Below are 14,010 nucleotides of genomic sequence, written 5' to 3'. Positions count from 1 at the left end.
GTGTCCACTTCTATACACTGGCTACCATGATTCCCTTGAGCCGCCCGGGAACGGCGCATCGGTCGCCGCCGCAACCGAACGCTCTTCCTCGAAGCGGCGATAGGCCGGCAACTGGTTTGTCCAGACGTCTTCGGCCAGCTCGTTGACCCATTCGCGATCATGATCATTGTCGGCTGCGAGATAGAACATGCGGTTGTCATCGACATAGGGCTTGGCCACCGAGCGCTGGTTGAGCACCAGCGTGACGCGGTCACCGAACTGGATCGGTGCCGTCCGGTGCAGAACGCCGAGAAACTGCCCGAGCGTCGCGTAGTTCATCTTGTGGTCGATGCGCATGATACGGTTGCGCGGGATTTCGCGGCCGGATTCGAGGATGGCGCGGCCGGTCTCGGAATCGTCGCAGTAGATTTCGAGATGGCCGCCAACTAGCGGATTGCTGATCGACAGCGGAATGAGTTCGGTGACCGGAACACCGTCGCAATGCCAATCGACGGCGCCATCCTTGGGATTCATAAAGGTGACGGTCGAGCCGACGATCGACAGCGGGTAAGGCTCGAGCTTGGTGCCCATCATGTCGGACAGACGCTCCAGGCGCAGCTTGTCATGCAGCAGTTCCTTGATCTCCGGAATGAAGCGATCGGCGCCGGTGATGAAGGTCAGATCGAGATGCTTGTGCACGGCGTGGCTGGCCTTGAGCTTCAACGCCGCCTCCTCGATCGCCGCCAGCAACGCCGGGTCGTAGCCGTGCAGATACTGCGCAACGCCAAAACTCGACACTTTCCAGGCTGTTTCGTGACCGATAATGGCTTCACGGCTCATCGCATAGCGCAAATCGGGAATGGTATGGGCGTTCATTCTACTTCTCCAGGGTGGGGGCATCACTTGGTAAACAGTCGATTAATTTCCCCACCCCTGTAAAATTAGGAATGCTGGTGCTAGTGTAAGCCCAGCTTAAGGTCGAAACACGTGCGTCTGCTCAGTCAGGTCAACCTCAATTCGCTGAAGATTGTCGAAAGTGCCGCCCGGCACCGTAACTTTACGCGCGCCGGCGAAGAGCAGTTCATTACTGCCTCCGCGGTCAGCCAGCGCGTCAAGAGCCTCGAGGATCAGCTGCGCTTCAAGATCTTCCAGCGTGGCGGCAATGCCGTTTCGCTGACGCCCGAGGGCGAGACCTATGTGTCGCGCGTTCGCGAGGCATTGGAGCGGATCGTGGCGGCCAGCATGGAAGCGACCGGACAGTCGCAGGCGCATGTGCTGAAGATTTCGGTGCTGCCGACTTTCGCCGCGCGTTGGCTGTTTCCGCGGCTGCCGCTGTTCCAGCGGCAATATCCCGAAATCGAGATGCGCGTCTCGACCTCCTACGCCACCAATGAGTTCGCCACTTCCGAGTTCGACCTTGAGATCCGCTATGGAGACGGGAACTTTCCGGACCTGGCGGCGGACCTCTTGTTCAAGGAGGATTTGACGCCGGTATGCAGCAGGAAGCTGTTCCAGGAGATTCTCGGCGGCAAGCCGGTGTCAAAGGTGACGCCGGACGACCTCAGGCATTTTACGCTGCTGCATTCCGACACCTGCACGCAGAACTGGCAGTCGTGGCTGGGTTTTGCCGGCGCGAGTTCGGTACTCGGCGAGGCCAAGAGCATCTATTTCGATTCCTGCATGATGTCCTATGAGGCGGCCAATGCCGGAATGGGCTTTGCAGTCGCCAACCGCGCCTATATGGCCAGTGACATCCGCGCCGAGCGGCTGGTGGCGCCGTTTGCCGTACATCACCCCAACACCGCCGGCTGGTATTTCGTCAGCCCGGTCACCGCGCCCTATGCGCGCAAAGTGGAACTGTTCAAGCAGTGGATCATGGCCGAGGCGGCGCTGACGCAGTGCCAGCTGGACGCCGAGATCGCCAGCGGCCCGGTGCTGCGGCAGGCTATGGCCTGAGGTCGCTCCTACTGAGAGTTCTTGCCCAGCGCTGCTATCTTTCGCGCGTCACCGTAGTTGCCTCCCAGCGGCTTCGGGTATTTTCCTCAATGCCCCTGGTCTCCAGTATTTTGCCATCGGCGTCGATTGCGAATTCTTCCAAATAATACGTCTGGGATATTCCGCCGATCATGTAGCTCATCTGCACCACCGAGAGGTCGTCCTCGTACAGCCTCGCCGGGAACCCCAACCATTCATGGCCCGAATGCCGGACAATGCAGCATCCCGGATTGAGCCTCATCAGTTCGTCAGCGGAACTGTATTTGATCGGGCCATGTGCAGATTTTACAGCATCGGCAACCGCTATCGCGATCAGCTGACGGTCGCTCAGCCGTTCCCAATGGTTGTAGACCACGGTCCACAAGACCAGCGCCGCGATTGTGATCGAGGCGAATATGAGGGCACCGGGCAGAAGCTTTTTCATCTTTCCGGCTGTACCGGTGCATAGCGGACCAGCCGTGGCGAGATGCTGCAGGATTTCAGGGTTTTCTGCTGATTTTGTGCAGGAGCGCCGTCATGAGGCAGGTCAATGCGGGCCACCTCATGACGCAGAGGAAAGACTCAGCTATCTTCGGTCGTGCGGCGGGCCTGTTTTCCCGCTTGGCCGGCGCTTTCAGCTTCCTCCCGAGCAGCGCCGGCCTTCTTCACTCAGGCGCCGTTTCGCTTCACCCTATTTTGAGACGATTATTGCGCCGGTGACGGTTGTTCGCCACCAGTTGCCGGCTTTGGCGCCGAATCCGTCTGCGGCGTTTGATCGAGCACCGGGGCTTTGGTTGGCTGGATGTCGCTGTCGCAGGCCGCGAGCGCCAGGCCTGCGGCAAACAGAATCAGAAGCCTCTTCATGGCATCCTCCTGGGTCTGCCCTCTCCTTCGTAAAGGCAACGAGGTGGTTCGGCTTTGGTTGCACGCCCGCAGGCGACGCCTCCCGCCGGCTGGAACCAAATGCCGCCCCCCGGGGTTGGTTGCCCGAAGGAGATCGCGCCATGATCCGTCTGCTCATAACCGGCCTTGTCGCCTATGCGGCCTATCGTGCCGTCAGAAAAGTCATCGACGAGGTGCCTGACGATTTCGATCCGCTGCCGATGCCCGGCGATGAACGCACCTTGCGACGCCAGTCGGCGGCAATGGGAGTCGCTCCGCGGAGGTAGGCCAGCCATCCCCACAGGGATAAAGGCCCGGTAGAGGCCGGGCTGCGCTAGCCCGTTGCGAACAAAGCAGAAACGATGCTTGATGGGCGATGACCATCGCCATCAATGATTCGACCCTGCAGCCCGCCTATCTCGCCAAGCTCAACGCCGAGCAGCGGCTGGCCGTCGAACATGGCGATGGCCAGATCGCGGGACCGTTGCTGGTGATCGCGGGCGCCGGCTCCGGCAAGACCAACACGCTGGCCCACCGGGTTGCGCACTTGATCGTCAAGGGCGCCGATCCGAGGCGCATCCTGCTGATGACGTTCTCGCGCCGCGCCGCCACCGAAATGGCCAGGCGGGTCGAACGCATTGCCGGCGAGGTGCTGGGCCGCGACGCGTCCGTCATCGCCGACGCGCTGGCCTGGGCGGGCACGTTTCACGGCATCGGCGCCCGGTTGCTGCGCGACTATGCGCTGACGATCGGCCTCGATCCGGCCTTTACCATCCACGACCGGGAGGATTCCGCCGACCTGATGAATCTTGCCCGACATGAGTTCGGCTTTTCCAAGACCGAAAGCCGTTTTCCGACCAAGGGCACGTGCCTGGCGATCTATTCGCGCACTGTCAACGCGCAGGCGCCGCTCGGCGAGGTGCTGGGCGCGGCGTTTCCCTGGTGCTCGGGGTGGGCCGAACAGCTAAAAAAGCTGTTCGCCGGATATGTCGAGGCCAAGCAGGCGCAGAACGTGCTCGATTACGACGACCTCCTGCTCTACTGGGCGCAGATGGCGGTTGAGCCTGAAATCGCCACGCATCTTTCTTCCCGTTTTGATCATGTGCTGGTCGACGAATACCAGGACACCAACCGGCTGCAGGCCTCGATCCTTTCAGCGCTGAAGCCGGACGGCGCCGGACTGACGGTGGTCGGCGACGACGCGCAGTCGATCTATTCGTTCCGCGCCGCTGAGGTGCGCAACATCCTGGATTTCCCCCAGCAATTCGCGCGAGCCGCAGACGTCATCATGCTCGAGCGCAACTACCGCTCGACCGAGACCATTTTGGCGGCGGCCAATGCGGTGATTTCCGAGGCGTCGGAGCGCTTCACCAAGAATCTGTGGTCGGAGCGCAAATCCTCGCAAAAGCCGAAACTGGTCAGCGTGCGCGACGAGGCCGAACAGGCAAATTATGTCTGCCAGGCGATCCTTGCCGAGCGCGAGGCCGGCACGGTGCTCAAATCGCAAGCGGTGCTGTTTCGCGCCTCGCATCACAGCGGGCCGCTGGAGATCGAGCTGACGCGCCGCAACATCCCGTTCGTCAAGTTCGGCGGGCTGAAATTCCTCGACGCTGCCCACGTCAAGGACGTGCTGGCGGTGCTGCGCTTTGCCGAGAACCCGCGCGACCGTGTCGCTGGCTTTCGCGTGCTGCAGCTTCTGCCTGGCATCGGCCCTTCGGCGGCCAGCGCCGTCGTCGAGACCATGGCGACATCGCTCGATGAAGCGATGGGGCTGGCCCGCTACCGGCCGCCGCAACGCGCTGCGGAGGACTGGCCAGCTTTCGTTTCCCTGTTTTCCGGCCTGCGCGCCAGGTCAGGCAAATGGCCGGCCGATCTCGAACAGGTCAGGCTGTGGTACGAGCCGCATCTTGAGCGCATGCATGAGGATGCAACGACGCGGCGAGCCGACCTCATGCAGCTCGAGCAAATCGCCTCCGGCTACGCCTCGCGCGAGCGCTTCCTGACCGAACTGACGCTTGATCCACCGGATGCGACCAGCGACCAGGCCGGCCTGCCGCATCGCGACGAGGACTATCTGATCTTGTCGACCATCCATTCGGCCAAGGGCCAGGAATGGAAGAACGTCTTCGTGCTCAACACCGTCGATGGCTGCATCCCGGCCGATCTCGGCGTCGGCACAAAGGAAGACATCGAGGAGGAGCGCCGGCTGCTTTACGTCGCAATGACGCGGGCCAAGGACGGCCTGCACCTGGTGACGCCGCAGCGCTTTTATCCGCACAACCAGCCGGCGCGCGGCGACCGCAACGTTTATGCCTCACGCAGCCGCTTCATCCCGGCCTCGATCCTCGGCGCCTTCGAGCAGACCTCGTGGGCGAGCGTCCACGCAAAGGACGATCCGCGCCACAGACCTGAAGTCAGGGTCGACCTTGGCGCCCGCATGCGCGGCATGTGGAAATAGCCGCCGGCCGCAGCCGCGGATGCCGACCGGGGAGCGACCTCAAAAAGCAAATCTCCCTGTCATGGCATCTCTCAGGGAACCTCGGGCCGCCAGCCGCGTTTTTCGGCGTCCAACCCTTGATCGGAGAGCGGCTACCGTCGCCCTTCCGCCCATCCAGAGAGGCCAGAATGCACGACGCGATATTCTTCACCCCGGTTGCCGTCACCGTTGGCGCCGGCCACAAACGCATGCTTGCTTCGCTGTCCGAAATGCATGATTTCCTGACCGAATTTCCGCCGTCGCGCCGGCGCTTGAGCTATGGCGCCGCGGTGAGGGCCTGCGAGGCGGCACGCGCCGGCGAAATCTCGACTGAGGCCGCGCGCGATGCGCTGATCACCTTTGCGGTGACGGCCGGCATCCTCTGGCCACCTGTCCAGCCGATCATCTCGGTCAAGCCGGTGGCGCGTGGCTATGGCGGCTACGCTGCCTGAGACGGCGGATCAAACCTGGCTGCCGAAAAGATCAATCGGACTTGCCGGCCGACGTCGGTGAGGCTTGGGCCAGCCTTGCAGCTTGCGCGAGCTGTTCGGTGCTGCCGACAAAGAGTTGATCGGCGTTGCCGACAAAGGGATAGGCAAGCTGCTGATGATAGAGCGGCGGGACCGGATCATCGGTGCCGTATTTCTGCGGCATCCTGTCGGGCATGAACAACGTGCCTCCCAGCATGTCGAGCAAAGGCAGCTGCCCGGCGAAATTCCTGTCCCAGGCTTCACGCTCATTGGCATGATGCCAATGATGAAACTGCGGTGACGCCAGAAGCCATTTCAACGGTCCGACCTTGATACGCGTGTTGGAATGGATGAACAGCGACTGCCACTGATAGATCAGTGTGAAGATCAGTATGGCGGTGCTCGAAAAATCGAGCGCGAAAACCGGCACGAACGAGGCCGATTTTGTGAGGATCTGGTCGACAGGATGGACGCGGTGCGCGGCCAGCCAATCCATCTCCTCGATGCTGTGGTGGATCGAATGGAAGCGCCACAGGAACGGGACGGCGTGAAAGGCGCGATGCGCCAGGTAGAAGCCGGTATCGGCCAGCACCAGAACCTCCACCGCCTGCAGCCAGACCGGTTGCGACTGCACCGCCTGCGTAAGCCCGGCCGGAACAAACTGGTGGAGCACCAGCATGGCTGTGCCGATCACGATGAGCAGGCCGATCTTGATGATAATGCCGTTGAACAGCAGGTAGACGACGTCGTTCAGCCAATGCCGGCGCGTCGATGATTGCTCCGCATGCAGCGGCAACAGCCGCTCCAGCGGAATGAAGATAAGCGCGATGACCAGCACCGCCTTGAGGTCTACGAGATCGGACACCCCTGCCCTCGCTGCAGCCGGAGATCGGCTCGCCAGAGATTAATAGCCAAGGGATGAACGGATTGTTGACGGGCCGCGCCGTGAACCGGCAGATTCAGACGCTCACGACAAGGAATGAGGCCCTGCTGCAGTCGACATCGTGGACGGTAACAGCTCCACTGCGCTTTGTCAGGTCGGCGTTGCAGCGATCCGCCTGATCAGGCCTGCTCCGACGCTATCGCTCAGTCTCAATGGAACGTTGCCGGATCGCCGGTCAGCAGGCCGCGCGGCCCGGTTGTCGCAAAACTGACCTGGTCGCGCCCGTTCGACTTGGCCTTGTAGAGGTGCCGGTCGGCCGTCAGGAACATGTCGGCATAGGTTGTCGGCCCGCTGAAGGCGACGCCGCCGATGCTCACCGAGAGCGGACAAGGTCGTCCACCCGGGGCAAATTCGACCTCGCGAATGCGCCGCCGGATCCCCTCGGCAACCAGCCAGGACTGCGACGGGTCGGCGCCGGGCAGGAAAACGGCGAACTCCTCGCCGCCGATGCGTCCGACAATGTCGGCGCCGCGCAGCTGGGCCTTGATCGTCGCGGCGATCAGCTTCAGCGCCTGATCGCCGCAATCGTGACCCAGCCGATCGTTGATGGTCTTGAAATGGTCGGCGTCGACGATCAGCAAGGCGCCGGCGTTGACGACTGCCTGGCTGCGCGCCTGGTCGAGATAGGCTTCGACCAGCATTGAAAACGCGCCGCGGTTGAACACCGCTGTCAGGCTGTCGGTCGCCGCGACGATGCTCAGCTCTCTCTGGGCTATGGCCAGCTGACGCATCTTGTACATCAGGAAAGAGAAGAACGATCCACCCAGCACAAGCGGCAGCAACAGGTCGGTGAGTTGGGCCCAGCGCAACGCATCAGGCGACAGCGACGGAAAATTGTAGGAATCGACAAAGAAGGCAGCCGCGATACAGATCGCCGTGCCGACAACTGTGACTGCTATGACCCTGCCCCAACTCGTGGGCGACAGATCGATCCGCATGCCATTCTCCACCGTGTCCGCCATTTTGCGGTAGGAACACAAATGAAACCCTAAAACCTTGCTTTCAATTGTAATGTGGTTAACAGCCCGTCGAAAGCACGGCCATCGGTTCCGTGAAACGGTGAACCACTCCAGTGTCGCTCCAGTGTCTTCAAACCCGAAACGCGGCCAGGAGATCAGGCGTAGGCGCGGCCTTCGTCCGTGCGCTGGAAAAGTGCCAGATCAAGCGATACCGAAGGCCGGCCGAGAATGGTCAGGATGGCGTGCGCCTGGCCGCGGTGATGGGTCTGGTGGTTGAAGACGTGGCCCAGCGCCGGCGCCAGCCGTTGCGAGACGGTGCGCATGTCGGAAACGGTCATGTAGGAGAAGCGGCCGGACAAGGCCTTTTCAGTCAGACCGCCGACCCAGTCGACGATCCGTCTGTCCTCGGCCTCGCGCGCCAGCCGGAGGCCAGGCAAAGCGCGGTGCAGGATAGCGTCGAGCTTTGCAGGTGCATCGCCCTCACCGGTGAAGCGTTTCATCCAGATGCGGTCGGTGGCAAGCAGATGGTTGAGGGTGCCCATCATCGAGCCGAAAAACGCGCCTACATCGCGGTTGAACTCTTCTTCGTCAAGCGCGGCGACGGCATCGTAGATGCGGCCATTGGCCCATTGATTGTAGGCCGCAAACATCATGAAATGCTGTTTCATCTTTTCTTCCCGCCGACGAGTTCCGCTTCAGCCGCAGGCGCCTAATTAGACCGCGAGGACGCAGCCGCCAATGACCATTCTGTTGTATGAACTCGTCGGACGCGACGCTGCCCGTCCGTTCAGCCCGCATTGCTGGAAGATTGCCATGGCGCTTGCACATAAAGGTCTGGTCGGATCCAGCATGCCGACGCGCTTCCTCGACGTACCCAGGGTCGAGGGCGGCATCTCGAAGACCGTGCCGGTGATCCGCGACGGCGAGCGTGTGGTGGCCGATTCCTTCGCCATCGCGCTTTATCTCGACGAGACCTATCCCGAGCGGCCGACGCTGTTTGCCGGCGACGGCGGCAAGGCAACGGCGCGTTTCATCGAGCGCTGGTCGCAGCTCACCATCCATCCCTATGTCACCACGGCCGCGCTGCTCGACATCCACGCCATGCAGGACGACGAGAACGCCGCCTATTTCCGCTCCAGCCGCGAGCAGCGCTTCGGCAAGCCGCTGGAAGCGGTGACGGCGGCCCGCGATGCCGGGCTCGCCGGCTTCCGTGCCGCGCTGGAGCCGCTGCGTTCGATGCTCAGCTATCAGCCGTTCATCGGCGGCGCCTTGCCGCTCTTTGCCGATTACATCGTCTTCGGCGCGCTGCAATGGGCGCGCATTACCTCGCCTTATCGCTTGCTCGACGAAAGCGACCTCGTTGCGCAATGGTTCGAACGCTGCCTCGACCTTCATGACGGCCTCGGCCGTAGGGTGGAGGCGGCACGTTAAGGCAATAGGGCAATAAAGCAGTAGGACAGTAGGTTACGGTGCTCGGACTGCCTCAACTAAATCTTCCCCTACTGCCCTACTGCCCTACTGCCCTACTGCCTTACTGCCTTACTCCCCTAGCGAGACCGCCATGCCGTCACCTCCCGATTTCACCGCCGATTTTCGCGCCGGGCTCGTTACGCTGCTGCGCTGGCGCAGGGATGTGCGGCGCTTCGAGCGGACGGCCTTGCCCGAGGGGACGCTGGAACGGCTGCTGGAGCTTGCCAGCATCGCGCCGTCCGTCGGGCTCAGCCAGCCATGGCGCTTCGTGGTCGTCGACAGCGCCGAACGGCGCGCGGCCGTGAGAGGCTCGTTCGAGCGCTGCAATGCCGAGGCGCTCACATGCTTTTCGGGCGAGCGCGCAGCGCTCTATGCCCGGCTGAAGCTTGCCGGTCTTAACGAAGCACCCTGCCAGTTCGCGGTTTTCGCCGACCGCACAACGCAACAGGGCCACAGGCTCGGCCGCATGACAATGCCGGCGACCATCGACTATTCGGCCGTCATGGCGGTGCACACTCTGTGGCTGGCGGCGCGGGCAGAAGGCATCGGCATGGGCTGGGTGTCGATCCTCGACGCGGCCGAGATGGCCAAGATCCTCGACACACCGCCCGAATGGACACTGATCGGCTATTTCTGCCTTGGCTATCCCAGCGAGGAGCACGATGTGCCGACGCTGGAGCGTGAAGGCTGGGAGCGCCGGCAACCGCTCGTGGTGATCAGGCGGTAGGGCCGATCATTTTCTTTGGCGACAAGTCACTTCGCCTCATCCTTGGCGATGAGCCTGACGCAGATCGGGTCGCCCTTCGGCATCGGCGTACATTGCCATTCCGGGCCGAAGCCGAAGTTGGTATTCTTCCCGAGCCCGAGCAGCATGGCAACGACCAGACCGCCGAAGAGGGCAACCATCAGCAGGATCCCCTTGATATCGCCGGGTCTCAGATCGTGCCAGTTCATCTCGCCGAAGGTCCTATCCGGCTTCCCATCCAACTGATTTCCCTGGAGATGATACCCCCGCCCCTGCGACCCGTCCATCTTCGCCCCGGACGATCTGTCGCCCTTCGACGGCGACACCGCACCAGGACATGGGGCGACCCGATCAGTTCAGCCGCGAATACAGCCGGCTCCACGGCCTGCCGCCGCTGCGCGACGTCGGCGCCGCCAGGGCGCCGGTCGCGGCGCAATAGCGCGGTCGAGCGCCTCCCCTTGGCAATGGGCCGGGCGGCTTGTATAGAGCCCGCCACTCCCAATTCCACTCTTCATCACCCAATTCCTCTCTTCATCACAAGGACGACCAATGGCGATCGAACGCACCTTTTCCATGATCAAGCCGGACGCGACCCGGCGCAACCTCACCGGCGCCATCACCAGGATGCTGGAAGAGGCCGGCCTGCGCGTCATCGCCTCGCGCCGTGTGTGGATGAGCCGCCGTGAGGCAGAAGGCTTCTACGCCGTCCACAAGGATCGCCCGTTCTTTGGCGAGCTGGTGGAGTTCATGTCTTCGGCGCCGACCATTGTGCAGGTGCTGGAAGGCGAAAACGCCATTGCCAGGAACCGCGAAGTGATGGGCGCCACCAACCCGGCCAACGCCGCCGAGGGCACCATCCGCAAGGTCCACGCGCTGTCGATCGGCGAGAATTCGGTGCACGGCTCCGATGCGCCGGAAACCGCCGCACAGGAGATCAAGTACTGGTTCTCCGACACCGAGATCGTCGGCTGAGCCGACGCGAACGGAATGCATGCAAAAGGCTGGCGTTTCGCCGGCCTTTTTCTTTGGCGTCGGACCTCGCTGCACTGCCCCCGAAGATCGGCCTGCGCTAAGGTCGGATCGCGCACCAGCGGATCCGACCGACCATGACCAGTGCCATCCCCGGTTTCTTCCAGGGCACCGAGATGCCGTCGAGCGGCTGGTGGGAGGCGCTGTGGCCTGATCCCGCTGGCGTGCTTGCGGCAACCGGGCTGAAGCCGGGCATGGAGGTGGTCGACCTCTGCTGCGGCGACGGCTGGTTTACGCTGCCGATCGCCGCCGTCGCCCGCCGTGTCATAGCCATCGATATCGATGCCGACCTGCTGGAGGCCGCGCAACAACGGCTGATCGGCGCCGGCGTGACCAATTGCGAATTCGTTGCCGGCGACGCCTACGAACTCGCGAGCCTGGTGTCCCGGCCAGTCGACTTCGTCTTCATGGCCAACGCCTTCCACGGCGTGCCCGACCGGCCGCGGCTGGCACGTGCCGTGCGCGAAGCACTCGCCCCCGGTGGACACTTTGCCATCGTCAACTGGCACCGGCACCCGCGCGAGACGACCACGGTGATGGGCGAGCCGCGGGGCCCGCGAACCGAACTCAGGCTGTCGCCGCGACAGACCAGCGCGGATGTCGAGGCCGGCGGCCTGAAGCTGGTTAAACTGGTCGAGGTGCCGCCCTATCACTATGGGGCGCGGTTCGAGAAGGCGAAGCCGGTCTGAGCTCAACGAATGAGCGGCGTGTCCCAGAGGTCGCCGAGCAGCGTTTTCAGTTCCGTGAAACGCTTCTGACCAAGCTCCTCGGCCCATTCGCGCTCGACGTCTAGCAAGATGTCGGCCATTTTCTGGTAGGCGGCGCGACCGCGGTCGGTGAAATGGACGATGGTCCCGCCGCTCTCGTCGGGTGCCGCCGAGCGGATGATGTAACCCATCGCTTCCAGTGTCTTGAGCAGCTGGTTCATAGCCTGCTTGCTCATCCCGGCGCGCTCGGCAAGCGCGCTAGGACGCATCCCATCCGGACCAGGATACTGTATGACTGCCATGTGTGGTGGGCTGAGATCGTCGAATCCCGATGCCCTGAGATCCCTAATCAGCTTGCGGTGAATGGCCATGGCCGGCACGCGCAGCAGCGCACCGATCAACGGTGGCTTCCTTGGTGGATCTTCCGTGGATGACGGCATTGACACTCGGGTAAATTGAGTTTACTCATTTCGGTAAATTCGATTTACCACATAGGAGGATGGAATGCTAGACAAAGCCGGCCAGGTTCGCGTCAATCCTGCGGAGGAGACAATCAGCCATGGCGGCCTTGCCGTCCGCTTCCTGCTGACCGGCGACCAGTCGAACGGCAGCATCGCCGCCTTCGAACTGACGGTCGCCGGCTCGCAGCGCCTGCCCGCCCCGGCACACAGCCACGACCACTATGAAGAGACGATGTACGGGATCGAAGGCATGCTGACGCTGACCGTCGACGGACACCGGCACGATATCGGGCCCGGCCAGGCACTGTGCATTCCGCGCGGCGCGGTTCACCGCTTCGACAACGACACCGCCGAGAACGCCAAGGTGCTTTGCGTGGTGACGCCGGCGGCGATCGGTCCGGACTATTTCCGCGAGGCCTTCGCCATCTTTGGCGCCGGCGGCCCGCCCGACCGCGCCAGGCTCATGGACCTGATGCGCCGGTTCGGCCTGACGCCGGCACCGCCGCAACCGCAGGCGTGATGCTCTCCAAAGTGGTCAACTCGCGGCGCGGCGTATTGGACGAACAAGAGTTCCCGCCGCCCCTCGCGGCGGGTTTGCGGTCACTTCGCTTGGCGCTCTTTCACATTTGCATGATCGTTCGCCGCTTCGGTGTCGGTGGCCGGTGTCTTGGTGTCGGCGCCGACAAACGGACTGCCCTGCCCAGGCGCCAGGTCGCCACTATGGCCGGCCTTGTTGGTCTGGAAGGGTTGGCTGTCAGGACTGAGACCATGCTGAAGTGCATTGAACAAATGGTCGTCGGCCCTGGCAAAGCCAGCGAAGGTAATCAGCGATACGCCTATGGCGGCAAGGATAAGCGCGTGCTTTTTCATGTCTGGACTCCTTTTGAGTGGCCAGATCGAGCCGCATTCGGTCTGGCGGCTTCAGTGAAGGGACATGTCCCTTTTGCCTACCCGCCATATGGGAAGTTAACGCTTCGCGCGGCCGGACTATTCCCGGCTGTCGCGTAATCCGGGTCGGAAAAGCCGCGAAGACGATTCCCGCGCCGCCGCCACGCCCGGTCCGTCGACGTCAGCTTGCCGCGTTGAACCGCAGAATCTCGCGGCCGTCCTTGTCGGCGATGGTGAGCTTGCCAGCATCGATACGGTACGACGCCGCCTTGACCAACGCCTCGAACAGCGCCTTTTCCTCGGCCATTACTTCCGGCGCACAGGCCTTGTAGGTCGAGCCGATGTCGCTGACGGCGATCGTCGAGCCCTCGACCTTGGCGGTGGCGAAATAGGCGTTGCAAGGGCCGCTGCCGCCGGCCTTGCCGGCTTCGCTGACCCTGAACGTCGCCTTCGGTTGCGCGATCACACCGATGCCGTCGATATATTCGACCAGCCAGCTTTGATCGACCAGCGAGGCGGAGGTCGGCGTGCCGCTGGGCGCCACCATTTTCAGCACGATGGTCTGCCGCGCATCGCTCAGCGGATCGACCTGATAGCGTGTGTCCGTGATGAACAGCAGCTTGTCGTCGGCGGTGATGCGCGCCTGCAGCGCGTAGGTCGTGTTGGGCCGGATCACCGTTGGATCGAAGCTGATCTCGAACTTGATCGGCACCTGGCCGGCCGGCGCCACCTTGCGTTCGCCGACAATGGCGGCCGGCGCATCGGCCAAAGACACATCGGCCAGCTGTACCGAAAGTACGGCGTTGGGCGGCAGCGCGATGCGCTCGCGATACATCACCTCGCCCTTCAGGGTTTTCTCGGCGGCGACAGACATTTCGGGAACGGCCAGCATGCCGACGACCAGCGGCACAAAACCGAAGACGAAGAATTCAGCGATCCTGCCCAGCATGCCCTTGCTCCCCTTTGCCAGATGCGATTTGGCTAGGCGAATGCGGTCAATGGAAGGCGGCTGCATGGCATTATTCCG

At 62.7% G+C, this 14,010-nt stretch carries 19 protein-coding genes; 9 read left to right on the top strand and 10 right to left on the bottom strand.

The features are described from left to right. Positions 1-21: 21 nt before the first annotated feature. Positions 22-855: a hypothetical protein gene (locus JQK88_RS09320; RefSeq protein ID WP_203278131.1), complete on the bottom strand. Its 834-nt coding sequence runs from the start codon at positions 853-855 to the stop codon at positions 22-24. Positions 856-966: 111 nt separating this feature from the next. Here JQK88_RS09320 and JQK88_RS09315 point away from each other — a divergent pair, with 111 nt between their 5' ends. Further along, on the top strand, positions 967-1,935 hold the full coding sequence (locus JQK88_RS09315; RefSeq protein ID WP_192259019.1) for a LysR substrate-binding domain-containing protein: 969 nt from the start codon (positions 967-969) through the stop codon (positions 1,933-1,935). A 34-nt stretch (positions 1,936-1,969) separates the two neighbouring features. Here the strand turns inward: JQK88_RS09315 and JQK88_RS09310 are convergent, their stop codons facing one another. Both JQK88_RS09310 and JQK88_RS09305 read right to left on the bottom strand, forming a co-directional pair. After that, the gene (locus JQK88_RS09310; protein WP_203278130.1) at positions 1,970-2,398 is read right to left on the bottom strand and encodes a hypothetical protein; all 429 of its coding nucleotides are present in this window, start codon (positions 2,396-2,398) and stop codon (positions 1,970-1,972) included. 260 nt (positions 2,399-2,658) lie between these two features. Beyond that, positions 2,659-2,817 (bottom strand): hypothetical protein, encoded by a 159-nt coding sequence (locus JQK88_RS09305; RefSeq protein ID WP_203278129.1) that lies wholly within the window; start codon positions 2,815-2,817, stop codon positions 2,659-2,661. Positions 2,818-2,957: 140 nt separating this feature from the next. Between JQK88_RS09305 and JQK88_RS09300 the strand changes: the two genes are divergently transcribed. The 3 genes from JQK88_RS09300 (at position 2,958) to JQK88_RS09290 (ending at position 5,763) form a co-directional block, all read left to right on the top strand. Then, entirely contained in the window at positions 2,958-3,122 is a 165-nt protein-coding gene (locus JQK88_RS09300) for a hypothetical protein (protein WP_203278128.1), read from the top strand. Positions 3,123-3,211: 89 nt separating this feature from the next. After that, complete coding sequence (locus JQK88_RS09295; protein WP_203278127.1) at positions 3,212-5,293, top strand: ATP-dependent helicase; 2,082 nt, start codon at positions 3,212-3,214, stop codon at positions 5,291-5,293. Between the two features lie 167 nt (positions 5,294-5,460). Continuing rightward, complete coding sequence (locus JQK88_RS09290; protein WP_203278126.1) at positions 5,461-5,763, top strand: DUF982 domain-containing protein; 303 nt, start codon at positions 5,461-5,463, stop codon at positions 5,761-5,763. A 31-nt stretch (positions 5,764-5,794) separates the two neighbouring features. Here JQK88_RS09290 and JQK88_RS09285 read toward each other — a convergent pair whose 3' ends face one another. The 3 genes from JQK88_RS09285 to JQK88_RS09275 all read right to left on the bottom strand — a co-directional run bounded on the left by JQK88_RS09285 (position 5,795) and on the right by JQK88_RS09275 (position 8,351). After that, positions 5,795-6,646, bottom strand: a complete 852-nt coding sequence (locus JQK88_RS09285) for a sterol desaturase family protein (protein ID WP_203278125.1) — start codon at positions 6,644-6,646, stop codon at positions 5,795-5,797. Positions 6,647-6,873: 227 nt separating this feature from the next. After that, complete coding sequence (locus JQK88_RS09280) at positions 6,874-7,662, bottom strand: GGDEF domain-containing protein (RefSeq protein ID WP_192259012.1); 789 nt, start codon at positions 7,660-7,662, stop codon at positions 6,874-6,876. A gap of 176 nt (positions 7,663-7,838) precedes the next feature. Beyond that, positions 7,839-8,351, bottom strand: coding sequence for a DinB family protein (locus JQK88_RS09275; RefSeq protein ID WP_192259011.1), 513 nt, complete (start codon positions 8,349-8,351; stop codon positions 7,839-7,841). Between the two features lie 70 nt (positions 8,352-8,421). On the opposite strand from JQK88_RS09275, the gene JQK88_RS09270 reads away from it, so the two are divergent. Together JQK88_RS09270 and bluB are read left to right on the top strand one after the other, a co-directional pair. Beyond that, positions 8,422-9,114 (top strand): glutathione S-transferase family protein, encoded by a 693-nt coding sequence (locus JQK88_RS09270; RefSeq protein WP_203278124.1) that lies wholly within the window; start codon positions 8,422-8,424, stop codon positions 9,112-9,114. A 130-nt stretch (positions 9,115-9,244) separates the two neighbouring features. Next, complete coding sequence (gene bluB, locus JQK88_RS09265) at positions 9,245-9,880, top strand: 5,6-dimethylbenzimidazole synthase (protein ID WP_203278123.1); 636 nt, start codon at positions 9,245-9,247, stop codon at positions 9,878-9,880. A gap of 26 nt (positions 9,881-9,906) precedes the next feature. Here the strand turns inward: bluB and JQK88_RS09260 are convergent, their stop codons facing one another. After that, positions 9,907-10,185 (bottom strand): hypothetical protein, encoded by a 279-nt coding sequence (locus JQK88_RS09260; RefSeq protein ID WP_192259009.1) that lies wholly within the window; start codon positions 10,183-10,185, stop codon positions 9,907-9,909. 262 nt (positions 10,186-10,447) lie between these two features. On the opposite strand from JQK88_RS09260, the gene ndk reads away from it, so the two are divergent. Both ndk and JQK88_RS09250 read left to right on the top strand, forming a co-directional pair. Further along, positions 10,448-10,870: a nucleoside-diphosphate kinase gene (ndk, locus tag JQK88_RS09255; RefSeq protein ID WP_192259008.1), complete on the top strand. Its 423-nt coding sequence runs from the start codon at positions 10,448-10,450 to the stop codon at positions 10,868-10,870. Between the two features lie 134 nt (positions 10,871-11,004). Continuing rightward, on the top strand, positions 11,005-11,616 hold the full coding sequence (locus JQK88_RS09250; RefSeq protein ID WP_203278122.1) for a class I SAM-dependent methyltransferase: 612 nt from the start codon (positions 11,005-11,007) through the stop codon (positions 11,614-11,616). 2 nt (positions 11,617-11,618) lie between these two features. Here the strand turns inward: JQK88_RS09250 and JQK88_RS09245 are convergent, their stop codons facing one another. After that, on the bottom strand, positions 11,619-12,035 hold the full coding sequence (locus tag JQK88_RS09245) for a MarR family winged helix-turn-helix transcriptional regulator (protein WP_246501875.1): 417 nt from the start codon (positions 12,033-12,035) through the stop codon (positions 11,619-11,621). Positions 12,036-12,138: 103 nt separating this feature from the next. On the opposite strand from JQK88_RS09245, the gene JQK88_RS09240 reads away from it, so the two are divergent. Further along, a complete protein-coding gene (locus JQK88_RS09240; RefSeq protein WP_192259005.1) occupies positions 12,139-12,615 on the top strand; it encodes a cupin domain-containing protein in 477 nt (158 codons plus the stop codon). Between the two features lie 80 nt (positions 12,616-12,695). On the opposite strand, the gene JQK88_RS09235 is transcribed toward JQK88_RS09240, so the two are convergent. Both JQK88_RS09235 and JQK88_RS09230 read right to left on the bottom strand, forming a co-directional pair. Continuing rightward, on the bottom strand, positions 12,696-12,965 hold the full coding sequence (locus JQK88_RS09235; RefSeq protein ID WP_203278121.1) for a hypothetical protein: 270 nt from the start codon (positions 12,963-12,965) through the stop codon (positions 12,696-12,698). Between the two features lie 199 nt (positions 12,966-13,164). Further along, complete coding sequence (locus tag JQK88_RS09230) at positions 13,165-13,932, bottom strand: YbaY family lipoprotein (RefSeq protein ID WP_203278120.1); 768 nt, start codon at positions 13,930-13,932, stop codon at positions 13,165-13,167. Between the last annotated feature and the right edge of the window lie 78 nt (positions 13,933-14,010).

Source organism: Mesorhizobium caraganae (genome assembly GCF_016836705.1).
Classification (GTDB): domain Bacteria; phylum Pseudomonadota; class Alphaproteobacteria; order Rhizobiales; family Rhizobiaceae; genus Mesorhizobium; species Mesorhizobium caraganae.
The sequence above is the reverse complement of the archived record's forward strand: the minus strand, read 5'-3'. Positions and strand labels throughout refer to the sequence as shown.